Source organism: Phenylobacterium sp. (assembly GCF_036402295.1).
Classification (GTDB): Bacteria; Pseudomonadota; Alphaproteobacteria; order Caulobacterales; family Caulobacteraceae; genus Phenylobacterium.
Genome location: NZ_DASWTE010000220.1, coordinates 25,766 through 38,126 on the forward strand (window position 1 = coordinate 25,766; position 12,361 = coordinate 38,126).

General features: G+C 67.4%; 17 protein-coding genes. 12 read left to right on the top strand and 5 right to left on the bottom strand.

Annotated features, from left to right (window positions below; all coding sequences use genetic code 11):
* Nucleotides 1–74: 74 nt before the first annotated feature.
* Nucleotides 75–833, bottom strand: a complete 759-nt coding sequence (locus tag VGD44_RS13645) for a methyltransferase (protein WP_331087908.1) — start codon at nucleotides 831–833, stop codon at nucleotides 75–77.
* A gap of 250 nt (nucleotides 834–1,083) precedes the next feature.
* Here VGD44_RS13645 and VGD44_RS13650 point away from each other — a divergent pair, with 250 nt between their 5' ends.
* Nucleotides 1,084–1,209: a hypothetical protein gene (locus VGD44_RS13650; RefSeq protein WP_331087910.1), complete on the top strand. Its 126-nt coding sequence runs from the start codon at nucleotides 1,084–1,086 to the stop codon at nucleotides 1,207–1,209.
* A gap of 579 nt (nucleotides 1,210–1,788) precedes the next feature.
* Here VGD44_RS13650 and VGD44_RS13655 read toward each other — a convergent pair.
* On the bottom strand, nucleotides 1,789–2,175 hold the full coding sequence (locus tag VGD44_RS13655) for a DUF302 domain-containing protein (protein WP_331087912.1): 387 nt from the start codon (nucleotides 2,173–2,175) through the stop codon (nucleotides 1,789–1,791).
* 31 nt (nucleotides 2,176–2,206) lie between these two features.
* Nucleotides 2,207–2,611 carry an OsmC family protein gene (locus tag VGD44_RS13660; protein ID WP_331087914.1) on the bottom strand — a complete coding sequence of 135 codons (405 nt, stop codon included), beginning with the start codon at nucleotides 2,609–2,611 and terminating at the stop codon, nucleotides 2,207–2,209.
* A gap of 188 nt (nucleotides 2,612–2,799) precedes the next feature.
* On the opposite strand from VGD44_RS13660, the gene VGD44_RS13665 reads away from it, so the two are divergent.
* From VGD44_RS13665 to VGD44_RS13705, 9 genes are all read left to right on the top strand, one after another.
* Nucleotides 2,800–2,979, top strand: coding sequence for a CsbD family protein (locus VGD44_RS13665; RefSeq protein WP_331087916.1), 180 nt, complete (start codon nucleotides 2,800–2,802; stop codon nucleotides 2,977–2,979).
* Between the two features lie 323 nt (nucleotides 2,980–3,302).
* The gene (locus tag VGD44_RS13670; protein ID WP_331087918.1) at nucleotides 3,303–4,049 is read left to right on the top strand and encodes a sensor histidine kinase; all 747 of its coding nucleotides are present in this window, start codon (nucleotides 3,303–3,305) and stop codon (nucleotides 4,047–4,049) included.
* A gap of 69 nt (nucleotides 4,050–4,118) precedes the next feature.
* Entirely contained in the window at nucleotides 4,119–4,280 is a 162-nt protein-coding gene (locus VGD44_RS13675; protein WP_331087920.1) for a DUF3309 family protein, read from the top strand.
* Nucleotides 4,281–4,310: 30 nt separating this feature from the next.
* A complete protein-coding gene (locus VGD44_RS13680) occupies nucleotides 4,311–5,018 on the top strand; it encodes an RcnB family protein (protein ID WP_331087923.1) in 708 nt (235 codons plus the stop codon).
* 39 nt (nucleotides 5,019–5,057) lie between these two features.
* Entirely contained in the window at nucleotides 5,058–5,486 is a 429-nt protein-coding gene (locus tag VGD44_RS13685) for a hypothetical protein (protein ID WP_331087925.1), read from the top strand.
* A 161-nt stretch (nucleotides 5,487–5,647) separates the two neighbouring features.
* Nucleotides 5,648–6,700, top strand: a complete 1,053-nt coding sequence (locus tag VGD44_RS13690; protein ID WP_331087927.1) for an HWE histidine kinase domain-containing protein — start codon at nucleotides 5,648–5,650, stop codon at nucleotides 6,698–6,700.
* A gap of 3 nt (nucleotides 6,701–6,703) precedes the next feature.
* Nucleotides 6,704–7,087, top strand: a complete 384-nt coding sequence (locus VGD44_RS13695) for a response regulator (protein ID WP_331087929.1) — start codon at nucleotides 6,704–6,706, stop codon at nucleotides 7,085–7,087.
* A gap of 129 nt (nucleotides 7,088–7,216) precedes the next feature.
* Nucleotides 7,217–7,354, top strand: a complete 138-nt coding sequence (locus VGD44_RS13700) for an entericidin EcnA/B family protein (RefSeq protein ID WP_331087931.1) — start codon at nucleotides 7,217–7,219, stop codon at nucleotides 7,352–7,354.
* Between the two features lie 69 nt (nucleotides 7,355–7,423).
* On the top strand, nucleotides 7,424–7,621 hold the full coding sequence (locus VGD44_RS13705) for a Thivi_2564 family membrane protein (RefSeq protein ID WP_331087933.1): 198 nt from the start codon (nucleotides 7,424–7,426) through the stop codon (nucleotides 7,619–7,621).
* Between the two features lie 238 nt (nucleotides 7,622–7,859).
* On the opposite strand, the gene VGD44_RS13710 is transcribed toward VGD44_RS13705, so the two are convergent.
* Nucleotides 7,860–8,639 (bottom strand): SDR family oxidoreductase, encoded by a 780-nt coding sequence (locus VGD44_RS13710; RefSeq protein ID WP_331087935.1) that lies wholly within the window; start codon nucleotides 8,637–8,639, stop codon nucleotides 7,860–7,862.
* Nucleotides 8,636–8,959, bottom strand: a complete 324-nt coding sequence (locus tag VGD44_RS13715) for a nuclear transport factor 2 family protein (protein WP_331087937.1) — start codon at nucleotides 8,957–8,959, stop codon at nucleotides 8,636–8,638. The genes VGD44_RS13710 and VGD44_RS13715 overlap by 4 nt, the downstream gene beginning before the upstream one ends.
* Before the next feature lie 94 nt (nucleotides 8,960–9,053).
* Between VGD44_RS13715 and VGD44_RS13720 the strand changes: the two genes are divergently transcribed.
* Both VGD44_RS13720 and VGD44_RS13725 read left to right on the top strand, forming a co-directional pair.
* Nucleotides 9,054–9,965, top strand: coding sequence for a LysR family transcriptional regulator (locus VGD44_RS13720; RefSeq protein ID WP_331087939.1), 912 nt, complete (start codon nucleotides 9,054–9,056; stop codon nucleotides 9,963–9,965).
* A gap of 770 nt (nucleotides 9,966–10,735) precedes the next feature.
* Nucleotides 10,736–12,361: DUF7507 domain-containing protein (locus VGD44_RS13725; RefSeq protein ID WP_331087941.1), on the top strand; the 1,626-nt coding region annotated here is incomplete at its 3' end.

Sequence of the window (12,361 nt, forward strand, 5' to 3'; positions counted from 1 at the left end):
CCCAAGGCCCGCGGGCGGCGCTAGGTATGGTGTCCCGAAGCGCTCCGGAATATCAGCCCGCCCCGACGGCTCCCCTACCGCGTGGGCCTACGGAACTTCAGCACGAAGCGGTCGGTGCGGTTGCGCAACGCCGGATCGAACGGGCTCCTCGTGCGGTCGTCGTCCGGGTTGGCCAGCAGCGGGCTCTCGGCGACCAGTTCGAGACCCGCCGCCGTCACCTGCCGCTTCACCACCTCGGGGTCGATCCGGTGCAGGCGCCTGGCGTCGTCGGACTCGGTGTCGAGGAAGCCCGATCCCGGCGCCGCGGCGTGGTCGACGACGATCAGGACGCCGCCGGGCTTCAGCGCCTCGAACACCGCACGGTTCAGCGCCGCGATGTCCAGCGGGCCCATCTCCTGGACGTTGGGGAAGTCGTGATAGGTCTTGCCCATCCAGACCACGTCCAGCGGTTCCGGCGCGACGAACCGGTCGAAGGCTTGGTCCAGCCGCACCACGTTGGCGTAGGGCGCCAGCATCTCGCGCACCTTGCCGTCGGCCTCGGGCGCGTCCTTCAAGAGCTTCGGCGGCACGATCGCATAGACCCGCCCCTTCGCGCCCACCACCAGGCTGAGCAGCGACGTGGAGTAGGGCGGCACGGGCCAGAAATCGGCGACCTTGTCCCCCGGCTTCACGCCCGACCAGGCCAGCACCTCGGCCGGCTTCTGGCCCACGTCCCGCTCCCGCGCCGCCCGCTCGGGGCTGGCCACCGCCGCGGCCACGTACGGCGGAATCGCCTGCGCCTGCGCGGTCGCGGTGGCCAGCATCGCCGCAAACCCCAGGATCGCCGCCCGCATGCCGCCCCTCCCGCTCGCCGGGCAGCCAAGCTCCGCTTTGCGACGGCAATAGGGCCGGCGCGTCCTTCACGACGCCACCCTCCCGGAAGGCGCGGGTTGCGCATACCCATATTGGTGATCGGGGGTTGAGTTAACCAAGGCGGCTGGCGCCGCGTTCACCAATGTCAGATATCTCGGTTACGCAAATAACGGGGGTATTCCGATGGTGACGGTACAGCTTCGTTACATGGGCGAAGGAACGTGGCGAGCGATGCGGCTGCCGGTCACGATCCAGCTGGCGCAGACGCTTGCCCGGGCGGCGGAGACCTTGAGCCTCGGCGACGAAATCAAGGTCGCGCCTGCACAGCGGGCGACGCGACTCGACGTGCGGGCCTAGTCGCCGGCGCCGGAGCGCGTGTGGTCGAGGATCACGTGCTCGCGGGCAGGCGCGACTTATCCATCTGCACGAACCGCCCTCGTCCTCGACCAGCGCGCCATGCTGGCCTCGCGCGCCTCGTCCGCGCCCCCGCCCGCGGCCTGCGGATCGACCCAGACCTCGGTGACGCCGTCCAGCGGCGATGGCGTACCTCGCCATCCTGAGCGACCCCGTGAAGCTCGCCACCAGCGGCCCGTGGTCCCTGTGCCAGGTCTCGTGGCGCTCCGCCTGGGTGAGGTCATCACGCCTGGTCAGCAGGTAGGTGGCCTTCACGGGCGCCCGCTTCGGAGGTTCGGCGTTCAGGCGGTCACGCCGAACGCAGCGCCGATACCGGCTGTGATCGCCAGGGCCATCGCGCCCCAGAACGTCACCCGCACAACGGCTTTCCACACCGGCGCGCAGGCGGCGCGCGCCCACACCGCCAAGAAGGGCAAGGAGAGCGATGGAGGCGGATCATGGTGGTCCTTGATCCTGCGGTCCCATTGCTGTTGCGGTCAGGCGGGGCCGGCGAACACCCCCGCGGATGCCCGCAGGCGCTTGCTACAGCCGCCCGATGGCCGCCCGCAGCTTGTCCGCCACCAGCCCGGCTTTCGCCTTGAGGCCGGGATTGTCGATCGCCTGCATCGAAGCGACCGGATCGATGGCGGAGACCTCCGTGCGGCCGTCGCCGGACTCCTGCACCACGACATTGCAGGGCAGCATGGCGCCGACGTTGGCTTCCAGGCTCAGCGCCTCGTAGGCTAGGGTCGGGTTGCACGCGCCGAGGATCAAGTAGCGCCGGAAGTCGACACCGATCTTGGCTTTCAGGGTCTTCTGGATATCGATCTCGGTGATGACGCCGAAGCCTTCCTCCGCCAAGGCGGAGCGTGTCCTGGCGACTGCGTCGTCGAAGGAGATGGCGAGGGTCTTCGAGAACACGTAGGTCATCCGCGCCTCCCAGGCGTCTTGGGGCAGCTGTTCAGGCCGCCGCGTGGGTCACGCCGCGGTGAATTGCGCCTTCCAGAACGGTCGCGGCGGCGACCGTGTTCGAGATGGTCCCGTACTTGCGGACATTGCGGTGCAGAAGGGCGAGGCGCCCGTCGTCTTCGTCGGTGTCGACGATCAGTTCGTAGTCCACCCGCAGGATGCGCGGCGGCGAATCCTGGCGTTCCGCCGACAACCTCACCTCCACGCCGCGAAGCTCGAACTTCAACATCGGCGTCACGCGCTCGATGCCCTTGATCATGCAGGCGGCGATAGCGGTCAGGAACAGTTCGGCGGGGTTGAAGGCGTCCTGGCGTCCCGCGACGTCCGTATCCAGGACAAGGCTCGCGTCCTTCGTGCGCGCCAGGCTGCCATGGGCGTCGATGCGCTCGGCGGTCACCCGATAAATCATGGATAGACTCCTGGCGATCATGGCCCGCGGAGGCGGCCGGGAGGGTCACTTCTTTGTCCTGCCCTCTGCGCATCATGGACGGGCAGGGCTTCCGGCGCCTTGATCAGGGTCAACACGGACCCGCCGAAGGAGGCGCAGCTTGATCCGGCAAACTTCACTCAACCGAGGACCACATCATGAGCCGTGAACGCATCGAAGGCGCGACCCAAAAGGCCGTTGGCGCCGCAAAGCAGACCGTCGGCAAGGCGCTCGGGAACGAGAAGCTGCAGGCCGAAGGGATCGCCGACAAGATCGTCGGTTCGGCCAAGGAGACCATCGGAAAGGCCAAGGACGCCCTCCACAAGGCGACCCGGTAGCGGCCTTCCGCCTTTGGCGGATCGTATCCAAGAGCAGTCAGCCCTTTCGTCCCGATTGGCGGCTTCAAGCCAGTCGGGACCGGCCTCAGCAGGCTGCCCGTGCGCGCCGGCGACGGCGTTGGCGCGCCCCTTTTTGGCCCGGCGGCGGATCGCCTGTCGAAGCGCCCCATGGCTTCGCGACCTCCTGCAGATCGTCTGACCGCCAGCCTCTCTCCCGGAAGAGTCGACGACTTGATGCAGATCAACGAATGGTCGAGCTCAAAGGTTAACGTGGGTTAACCGCTCGATCGGCGCGTTGCGGACGAGCGGTGGGACTCCTGACCATGCGTGGCGCCGCCCTCCCTCTCATGGATTCCGGCACAGCCGAGTTGGGCTCGCACGACGAGGTCATCCCATTCGACGTCGCGCTCCTGCTCGCGGAGGCCGATCACCGGATCGCCAATCACCTGGCCCTGCTGATGGGCTATGTCCGGCTAAAGTCCGCCGACGTGGACCGCCTGGGCGAGCCGCCGAGCCTCGACTCCGTGCACGTGCTGTTGGATGGCGTGGGCGCTCAGATCGCCGCCGTCGCCAGGCTCCACCGCGCCCTGGTCGCCGATGATCCGGCGGGCGTGGCCGACCTCGGGGCGCATCTGCGCGAGGTCTGCGCGCCGTTCGCGAGCGGCCTGGGCGGGGCGGCGCGGATCGTCGAGGACTTGCCACCGGGCTGCGTCGTGCGGTCCGAGCAGGTCCTGCCGCTCAGCCAGATCGCCGCCGAAGTCATAACCAACGCCCTCAAGCACGCGTGCCACGGCGCCCAGCCCGGCACGGTGCTGGTCCGTTGCCGCAGCGACGCGGGCGGCGAGGTGCGGCTCGAGATCATCGACAGCGGCGACGGCTTTCCGCCTGCCTTCGACCCTGAGACCGACGGCGGCCTCGGCTTTCGCCTGGTGCGTAGCCTCAGCCAGAAGCTTGGCGCCCGCATCGCCTTTGAATCCACACCGGCCGGCGTGCGCTTCCGCCTGTCCCTGCCGGCGACCGCTTCGGCGGCACGCGGAATTCAGGTTCCCGACGAACAACTGTGTTCCTAGTTGCAGTTCTGAGTTCTTCGCAAGCGCCTGACGACTTCACGTCGTCAATCAAGAGACAAGGACGACACAATGTCACTCATTCTGGTCATCATAATCCTGCTACTTCTATTCGGCGCCGGTGGCGGATACTACGCCCACCGCAACTATGGACTGCCCGGCTTGGGCGGTGTCCTGGGCACGGTCCTCATCATCGTCATCCTCCTCTGGCTGTTTGGCGGCGTTCGCCTTTAGCCGTCCCCACGCGCCCCGAAGGACATCGCCATGAAACGCTGTCTCCTGCTCTCCGCCGTCGTGGCCTGCCTCGTCTTGCCTGGGACGGCGCTGGCTGACCCGCCCACGGCCCCGCAACGCGGCGCCGACAAGGCCGACCACGACAAGGAGACGCCCAAAGGAAAGGGCGCGGACAAGGGTCGCCACGAAGGGGCCGGCCAGCCGGTCCAGACGCCGGCCGCGCCGGAACGCCCCGTGCGCCCGAACCCGCCGCCCTCTGAGCGGACGCAGGCTCGTCCGCCCGGTCAGGCACGTGTTCAGCCGCCGGCCGTCGCCCCGCCGGCGGCCCTGTCGCTCGGGGAGTGGCGTGCGCCCGCCCGTGGGCCGGCGCGCGACCGCGCGGGCCAGCAATGGCGCCAAGAGCACCAGAGCTGGGACCGCTACGCCACCTGGCGCCGTTCGCCGGACTGGTGGCGCAGCGACAGCGGCTTCCGGCTGTTCGTCGGTCCCCGCGTCGGCTTCTTCTTCGTCCCGCAGGTCGGTTACGTCCGGGTTCCCCGCCAGTACCGCAACCACCACTGGCGGGAGGGCGAATACCTGCCCCGCTGGTTCCGGGCCTACACTGTCAGCCATTACGAGCGTTATGGCCTGCCGCGGCCGCCCCGCGGCTGCGTCTGGATCTGGCTGAACGGCGACGTCGCCCTGATCGATCGGTCCGACGGCTACATCCTCGATATCGCGCGCAACGCCTGGCGTTGACCCCTCTCACACATCCGCAGCGCACCAGGAGGCAATTCCATGCGCAAGATCCTGATCTCCACCCTTCTGACGATCGCCACTCTATCCTCCGCGGCCTGCGCCACGGGGCCGTACGATGGCAGGTCCGGCTACAGGGCTGATCGCTATCGCGCGACCTGCTACAGCGGCGAGCGGCGCGACGACTGCCGCGAGCGGCTACGCTACGAGCGGCAGAGCCAGCATCGCTACGTCTGGCGGGGCGACCACTATGAAGCCCAGGACCAGACCGGCGCGGTCATCGCCGGGGGGATCATCGGCTTCATACTGGGCACGGCGATCGCCGGCTCGAACGAGGACCGCCGCTACTACTACGCCCACCGCAACGACCGCGACTGGCGCGATCGCTGCGCAAGATCGCATCCCGGCTTCGACGCGCGCACCGGCACTTACATCGGTCCGGACGGATACCGCCGCTACTGCACACGCTAGCCGTCACAAGGATTGCCCAGGCGCTTTCCCGCCCTAGCAAGCTTGACGGGGACCAAGGTTCGGTGCGCAACTTTCGCGAGAGTGAACTCGACCGGTCCGGCCGTACGGTCGCCGGGGCATAGATCCGGCTGTCAAGGCGACCGGACCTCGGAAGAATTCGCATGCCACAGGTAGCGCACAAGTCCGAAGGCCAGAAAGGGGCTGAGGCCGAGGTCGACAGCCGACGCAACGACCTTGGCCCCTTCGTCGTGGCGGCGGAATCGAGCCGCATGCCGATGGTATTCACCAACGCGCGGGAGCCCAGCGACCGGATCATCTTCGCGAACGACAGCTTCCTGGCGCTGACGGGCTACGCGCGCGTGGAAGTTCTCGGCCAGGCCTTCGAGTTTCTCTTGGCGCCGAACGCCGACGAAGACCATCGACAGCAGCTTGCGGCCGCGTTCTCGGGACGTGGCGAGGACCTCCTGGAGCTTCCGCTGCACCGGAAGGATGGCGATACGTTCTGGGGCGGGGTCTTCGTCAGCCCTGTCCGCGACGAGGCCGGCGCCGTCGTGCAGCACTTCGCTTCGTTCGTGGACCTCACGCGGCACATCCGGGAGAAGGAGCACCTGCGATTCCTCCTCGACGAGTTGAACCACCGGACGCAGAACACCCTTGCCACCGTCCTGGCGATCGCCGGCCAGACCCTGCGCAATGCGATCGACAGGCAGGATGTGGAGGCCTTCGAGGGGCGGATCCTCGCACTGTCGAAGGTGCACGGCATCCTGGGCCGGCACGAATGGCTCGCAGTCGGGCTGCGGGAGCTGCTCGATCGGATCCTGGAGCCCTTTGGAATCGCCGGCGAGCCTCCGTCCCGTTTCACGTTCACGGGGGCCGACGTTCGCCTCGATGCAAGGGCGGCCCTGAACCTCGCGATGGTGTTCCACGAACTGGCGACAAACGCCGCAAAGTACGGCGCCCTATCAGGGGCGGGCGCGGGCGTGGTCGCGATCGCCTGGAAGGTCGAGCCGTCGCCGCAGGGCGACCAATTGCGCCTGTCCTGGCAGGAGTCCGGGGGCCCGGCGGTCGCCCCGCCCAGCCGACGGGGCTTCGGCTCGCGGCTGATCGAGGGTGCGTTGGCCGATATGCTGGGCGGCGAAGTTCACCTCGACTACGATCCCGCGGGCGCGGCGTGCCATATCGTCATGCCCCTGCCGAAGGTGGCCGGCGACTGAACGATGCTGACGACCTTTCCGGGGACACGCGTGCTGATTGTCGAGGACGAGCTCCTGGTGTCCTGGACGACGCAGGATATGCTGGAGGCGCTCGGTTGTGTCGTCATCGGCCCGGCCGCGAGCGTCAGCCAGGCCCTGGAGACCATCGCGGCCCAGGCTATCGACGCGGCGGTGCTCGACCTCAATCTCAGCGGGGAACTCAGTTACGCTGTCGCCGACTCCCTGGTCTCGCGCGGCGTGCCCTATGTCTTCCTGACCGGTTATAACGCCGCGAGCATCCGGGAGGGTTACGGCGACGCCCTCGCCCTGCAGAAGCCTCTGCGCCAGGGCAATCTGATCGACGCCCTTGCGAGATTGCTGCCGCCGCCGCGGGTGGCGCACGGCTGACAGCCGTCGCTGCGGTCGCGCTTTGACGCACGTCAAGGATATCGACCCGAGTTCGTGGAACCTTGACCATGCCATCCGACGCATTCGTCAGGGCGGCGCGGAGCAACGCTCAGCAACTGGGAGATCGATATGCGGAAAGTGCTTCTGATGGCCGTCCTGGCGGCCTGCGTGGCGGCGGCGGGCTGCAACACCGTGTCGGGCGCGGGCAAGGACGCGACGTCCGCCGGCAAGGCCGTGACCGAAACGGCTGAAGACGCCAAGAAGTAGAACGTCCAATGCCGTCGCGACCATCAGCGGCGGAGCCCTCCAAATAGAAGCGCCAGCTGGAGGATTGAGATGTCCCTGATTAGCTTGGTCGTCGTTCTGATCGTGGTTGGCGTCCTGCTCTACCTGGTCAACAGGTTCATTCCCATGCAGGGGACGATCAAAGGCATCTTGAACGCTGTTGTCGTCATTGCGGTGGTGATTTGGCTGCTTCAGGTCTTCGGAATGTTGGACTCGCTGAGCAACATTCACGTCGGCCGTCGCGGCTAGCCGCTTTCAACGTTGGACAAGCAGGCCTCTGGAGCTCTGCATGGGATGCTCGCTGCGCCATGACCCTCGAACGCCCCGGGGGCGGCCCGCCAGGGCCGTCCTTGAGGAAGCGCAAGATGCTCGGAGGTGGCCGTTTGCAGGGGCTGCGCTGCGCCGGTAGCTGACCTTGAGTTCGGTCCGGGAAGCGGACATCGCGAACCGCCCAAGTCGCCTGCGCCGCCGCCGCCTCCCGATCCGTTCAGGCCGTCGGGACCGTCCCGCCGTCGATGAGGTACTCCGCGCCGGTGATCGACCCCGCGCGCTCCGAGGCGAGAAAGGCCACCAGGTTCGCCACCTCCTCCGGCTTGGCCGGGCGGCCCAGCGGAATGCCCCCGAGCGACTGCATGATGATCTGCTTGCCACCCTCCCGGTCGACCCCGGCGTCGCGGGCCAGGCGGTCGCTCAAAGCCACCGCGGCCTCGGTCTCGATCCAGCCCGGGGCGACGCGCACCACCCGCACGCCCTTTGGCGCGACCTCTTTGGACAGGCTCTTGCTGTAGGTCGAGAGCGCCGCCTTCGCGGCGGCATAGGCCGTCGTCGCCTCCGGCAACGGCATGAGATGCTGGATCGAGGTGACGTGGATCACGACGCCTCCGCCCTGGGCCGCCATCCCCGGGACGAGCCCCCGATCCAGGCGGACGGCGGGCATCAGGTTGAGGTCGAGCTCCCTGGCCCAGATCTCGTCGCCCAGCGCCGCGATCCCGCCCGGCGGCGCCGATGAGCCGCCCAGCATGTGGACGAGGACGTCGACACCGCCCAGCCGCTCGCCCGTGGCCCGCGCGACGGCGTCGCAGCCCTCAGGCGTGCTCAAGTCGGCTTCGACGAACATCTGGTCGGGAGAACGGTCCGCCCGCGATCGCGCGACGGTCAGGACGCGGGCGCCCAACTCGCGGAACAGGGCCACCGTGGCCGCGCCGGCGCCCCGTGTGCCCGAGGTGACCAGCGCTCGTTTGCCGTCGAGAGACAGGAAGCCGCTCATGCCCCGATCTCCAGGGCCTTGATCCGATCGCCCGCCACCTGGAAGGCGAAGGTCAGGGTCGCGGGGCTCCCGGGGAAATTCCCGCTCACCCGCGTCCGCACGACGATCGCGTCGTCCGCCCGCGTCGCCTCCAGGGGATTGAGGACCGCCTCATACTGCGCCTTCGTCTCGGACCACCATGCGCCGATGGCCTCGCGGCCTTCGTAGGTGCGGCTCTCGTCGGCCACGGTCGCGTCTGGGCAGAAGGCCTTGGTCAGGGCGTCGCGGTCGCGACGCCCGTCGGCGTCGAAATAGGTCTGGATCGCGCGATGTAGGTCCATGTCTTGGCTCCTTGGTGCTCCCCCCTAGCTAGCCATGGACAATCGTCGCGATAAGACGGACAGATCGGGACGTGAAGTCACGAAACTCGGGACAATGTATCGAGCCGGCCTGAGCGACCTCGGCGCGGTGCTCGCCGTCGCCCGAAGGGCCTCCTTCCGGCGTGCGGCGCTCGATCTCGGCGTCTCGACGACGGCGCTCAGCAACGCCGTCGCCAAGCTGGAGGCGTCACTCGGCGTGCGCCTCTTCAACCGCACGACCCGCAGCGTCTCGCTGACGGACGCCGGGCGCACCTTCGTGCAACAGGTCGGCCCCGCGCTGCAGGACATCCATGGGGCGATGGATCTTGTGCGGGGACAGCAGGCGACGCCCTCGGGGGTGCTGCGGATCAATGCGTTCGCCACCGCCGCCCGCGAGGTCCTGTCGCCGCTGATCCTGGAGTACTTGCGGCGCTACCCCGATGTGCATGTGGACCTCGTCACCGAAGGCAGGTTGGTCGACGTGGTGGCCGAAGGCTTCGACCTCGGGGTCCGCGTCGCGGATCTCGTGCCCAGCGATATGATCGCCGTGCCGGTGAGCCCGGCGCTGCGCTACGTGGTCGTAGGCGCCCCGAGCTATTTCGACACCCGCCCTGCGCCGCAGGTCCCGAGCGACCTCCTCCACCACGCCTGCATCCGGATCCGGCTGCCGAACGGCGCGCTCTTCCGCTGGCCGTTCGAGCTCCGCGGGGAGACCGTCCATGTCGACGTGACGGGGCCCATCACGCTGGACGAGGCCGGGCTCTCCAGGACGGCCGTGCTGGAAGGCCTGGGACTCGGTTTCTTCATGGAGCCCGACGTGCGCAGCGAGATCGCGGCCGGCCGTCTCATCCCGGTGCTGGAAAGCTTCGCGCTTCAGCGGCCGGCCCTGTGCCTCTACTACCCCGGCCGAAAGAACCCCTCAGCCGCCTTCAAGGCCTTCGTGGCGCTTGCCCGCCGGATGACGGAGCAGCCAAACGAGCAACGCTGAGTTCCGGCGGGTTGGGGCATGGTCCGTGTCGCGCCGGAAGCAGACCTTCGGTCGACGCCCGGAAACAGACGATCCAGCCCTACCGCGAGGAGGTCCGGAGCGGTCGGTCTCGCCCTGCCCAGTGTCGGGCGACAAGTGGGCTGGACCACACCGGTGCGTGCAGCGTGCAAGTACGTCGGCGACTAGGATCGGCGTACCTTGAGAGGGATCGCGGGCGACGCGCGATCAACCAGCCAATTGTTCCGATCCAGAGTTGCCGTCTTCTTGCCTCAGGGAAGTTACTCAGAATGAGCAAGATCACCAGCCTTGCTCCGCTTGCCGGAATCTTAATCTCATCGCGCATTGCAAGCGATAGTTGCTCATCAGCGCGGATAGATTGCACTCATTCTTCCATATATTGTTGAAGCGAGCACGACGTCCACCGAATGTTGTTACGCAAGGTCTCGGCGACTATAGCCGGTAACCTTAATTGTCGATATCGACGTTATGTGAATAGCATGAAGTGGGGTGTATCGCCGGATGCCTTGTGGGGAGTCCGGCGTTCAGCATCGCCGTTGGGAGGCTATGCGATGAGCATTTGCAGATCATGCTGCGGAACTCGCAAGCGAAGAAGCTGGTCCTAAGCCACCCGCCTTCTCGCGAGGGCGGACTTCGCTAGTTCGCTCGTAGCCCATCAACTCATCGATAGACTTTCAGGATCTCGGCGTTGCTCGCCGGGGGGACGAATTCGTGCGCCTTGCAGCGGCGACAGTTCTAGGGGGACTTTCAAGATGCCGATCAAGCTCAGCCTCGAACAATGGGCCAACGGACCTGCTCCGGACGCCAAGGTCACCTCGGGCTCCGCGAAGGACACCTGGCAGAACGGCAACCTCGGCGCCCAGCAGGCGCACTACAAGGAGGGCGAGTTCGTCGCCTATCGCGATGTCTATACGGGCCTGACGGAAGGCGGCGTCTATCTCACGACGATGCAGTGGGACACGACCAAGGGCGGCAAGCACGCGATCGACTATCTGGGTACGTTCGACACCAGCTTCCCGGCGGGTCGGGACGAGACCATCCCGAATCCGATTACCGGCCTGGCCTTCGCCGGCGGCCCAGCGACCCCGACCACCCTTGGCATCCCGATCGACCCGAATGCGATCGCGCAAACTGCCGGTAACTTCACATTCTACGGCAACATCACCGACCTCCGCTACATCGACCCCGGCGCCGACAACATCGTCAACACGGCGGACGACCGGGCCTTCAGCCCTGGCGCAGACGGGGTTTGGGGCGGCGCCGACGACATCCTCTATGCCAAGGTCGGCAACGTGGCCGGCTGGGGCGCCGACGGCCGCTGGGGAACCGGCGACGATCAGGTGGCCGAGACGGGCGCCGGCGTCGCGACAGAGCTCGGATCCGTCTATCGCATGACCGGAAGTTACACCGGTGACAGCTCGACCTCGCTCACGGTGATGTTCAAGTACGTCGGCGACGGAGCGGGCGGCGCGACCACCGGCAACGTGGTTGCGGCCTGGTCCGGCCACATCGCGACGCGTGCTGATTGGGGGGAAGGCAACTCGGCGGTCGGGATCAGCGGCTCGCCCTACCACATGCGGCTGGAGGGATTCGCGGACAACAATCCCGCCACCTCTGAAGGCGTCGGCCAGCAGGACCGCTCGCTCTCGAGCGAGGCGGTAGTCTTCCCCGGCTCGATCACGGTCGTGAAGCAGACGACCGGCAACACCGTGGGCTCGTTCAACTTCGAGTTCACGCGCCCCGCCGACTCCGTCGATGTCATCGACGGAAAACTCGACCTTTCGGGCGACGGTCTCGTCGACGGCAAGGACGATGGCCGCTTCACCGAGGCCGGCGGAGAGGTCTTCACGGTCGTGGACGGCCTCATCACGGCGTCCACCGGCGGCGACGGCGTCCTCGACAGCGGGACCAACCACTTCCAACTGGTCGCTGGCGCCGTCGACGTGAACGGAGGCGGGATCGGGATGACCGACGACTTCAGCAACCTGCTGGGCGGCGGCATCACGACCTTCACCCTTGCGAACGGCGGCCAGATCACGTTCGGCAACCTCGATGTGGGTGTGACCTACGCGGTCAAGGAACTGACCCAGTCAGGATGGCAGCTGACCAGCCTCAACGCCGTCGTCTCGGGCGGTGCGGTCCCGACCACCAGCGTACAGACCGGCGTGACGTCTGGCAGCCTGGCGGAGGGCGTCAACTGGACGGTGACCTACACCAATCTCGCGCTCACCCCCAGCCTCACCATCACCAAGGTGGCGACCGAGGACAGCGTCGACGCGGCCGGCGACATCATCCACTACACGGTCACGGTGGAGAACACCGGCAACGTCACCCTGACCGGGGTGGACGTCGACGATGCGCTGGTGGCCAACCTGGCC

Excerpts from the sequence above, each read along its gene's own strand:
- VGD44_RS13720 (WP_331087939.1), top strand. The coding sequence starts at position 9,054 with ATGTATCGAGCCGGCCTGAGCGACCTCGGCGCGGTGCTCGCCGTCGCC.
- VGD44_RS13690 (WP_331087927.1), top strand. The coding sequence starts at position 5,648 with ATGCCACAGGTAGCGCACAAGTCCGAAGGCCAGAAAGGGGCTGAGGCC.
- VGD44_RS13695 (WP_331087929.1), top strand. The coding sequence starts at position 6,704 with ATGCTGACGACCTTTCCGGGGACACGCGTGCTGATTGTCGAGGACGAG.
- VGD44_RS13665 (WP_331087916.1), top strand. The coding sequence starts at position 2,800 with ATGAGCCGTGAACGCATCGAAGGCGCGACCCAAAAGGCCGTTGGCGCC.
- VGD44_RS13705 (WP_331087933.1), top strand. The coding sequence starts at position 7,424 with ATGTCCCTGATTAGCTTGGTCGTCGTTCTGATCGTGGTTGGCGTCCTG.
- VGD44_RS13655 (WP_331087912.1), bottom strand. The coding sequence starts at position 2,175 with ATGACCTACGTGTTCTCGAAGACCCTCGCCATCTCCTTCGACGACGCA.
- VGD44_RS13650 (WP_331087910.1), top strand. The coding sequence starts at position 1,084 with ATGCGGCTGCCGGTCACGATCCAGCTGGCGCAGACGCTTGCCCGGGCG.
- VGD44_RS13680 (WP_331087923.1), top strand. The coding sequence starts at position 4,311 with ATGAAACGCTGTCTCCTGCTCTCCGCCGTCGTGGCCTGCCTCGTCTTG.
- VGD44_RS13715 (WP_331087937.1), bottom strand. The coding sequence starts at position 8,959 with ATGGACCTACATCGCGCGATCCAGACCTATTTCGACGCCGACGGGCGT.
- VGD44_RS13675 (WP_331087920.1), top strand. The coding sequence starts at position 4,119 with ATGTCACTCATTCTGGTCATCATAATCCTGCTACTTCTATTCGGCGCC.
- VGD44_RS13710 (WP_331087935.1), bottom strand. The coding sequence starts at position 8,639 with ATGAGCGGCTTCCTGTCTCTCGACGGCAAACGAGCGCTGGTCACCTCG.
- VGD44_RS13645 (WP_331087908.1), bottom strand. The coding sequence starts at position 833 with ATGCGGGCGGCGATCCTGGGGTTTGCGGCGATGCTGGCCACCGCGACC.
- VGD44_RS13700 (WP_331087931.1), top strand. The coding sequence starts at position 7,217 with ATGCGGAAAGTGCTTCTGATGGCCGTCCTGGCGGCCTGCGTGGCGGCG.
- VGD44_RS13670 (WP_331087918.1), top strand. The coding sequence starts at position 3,303 with ATGCGTGGCGCCGCCCTCCCTCTCATGGATTCCGGCACAGCCGAGTTG.
- VGD44_RS13685 (WP_331087925.1), top strand. The coding sequence starts at position 5,058 with ATGCGCAAGATCCTGATCTCCACCCTTCTGACGATCGCCACTCTATCC.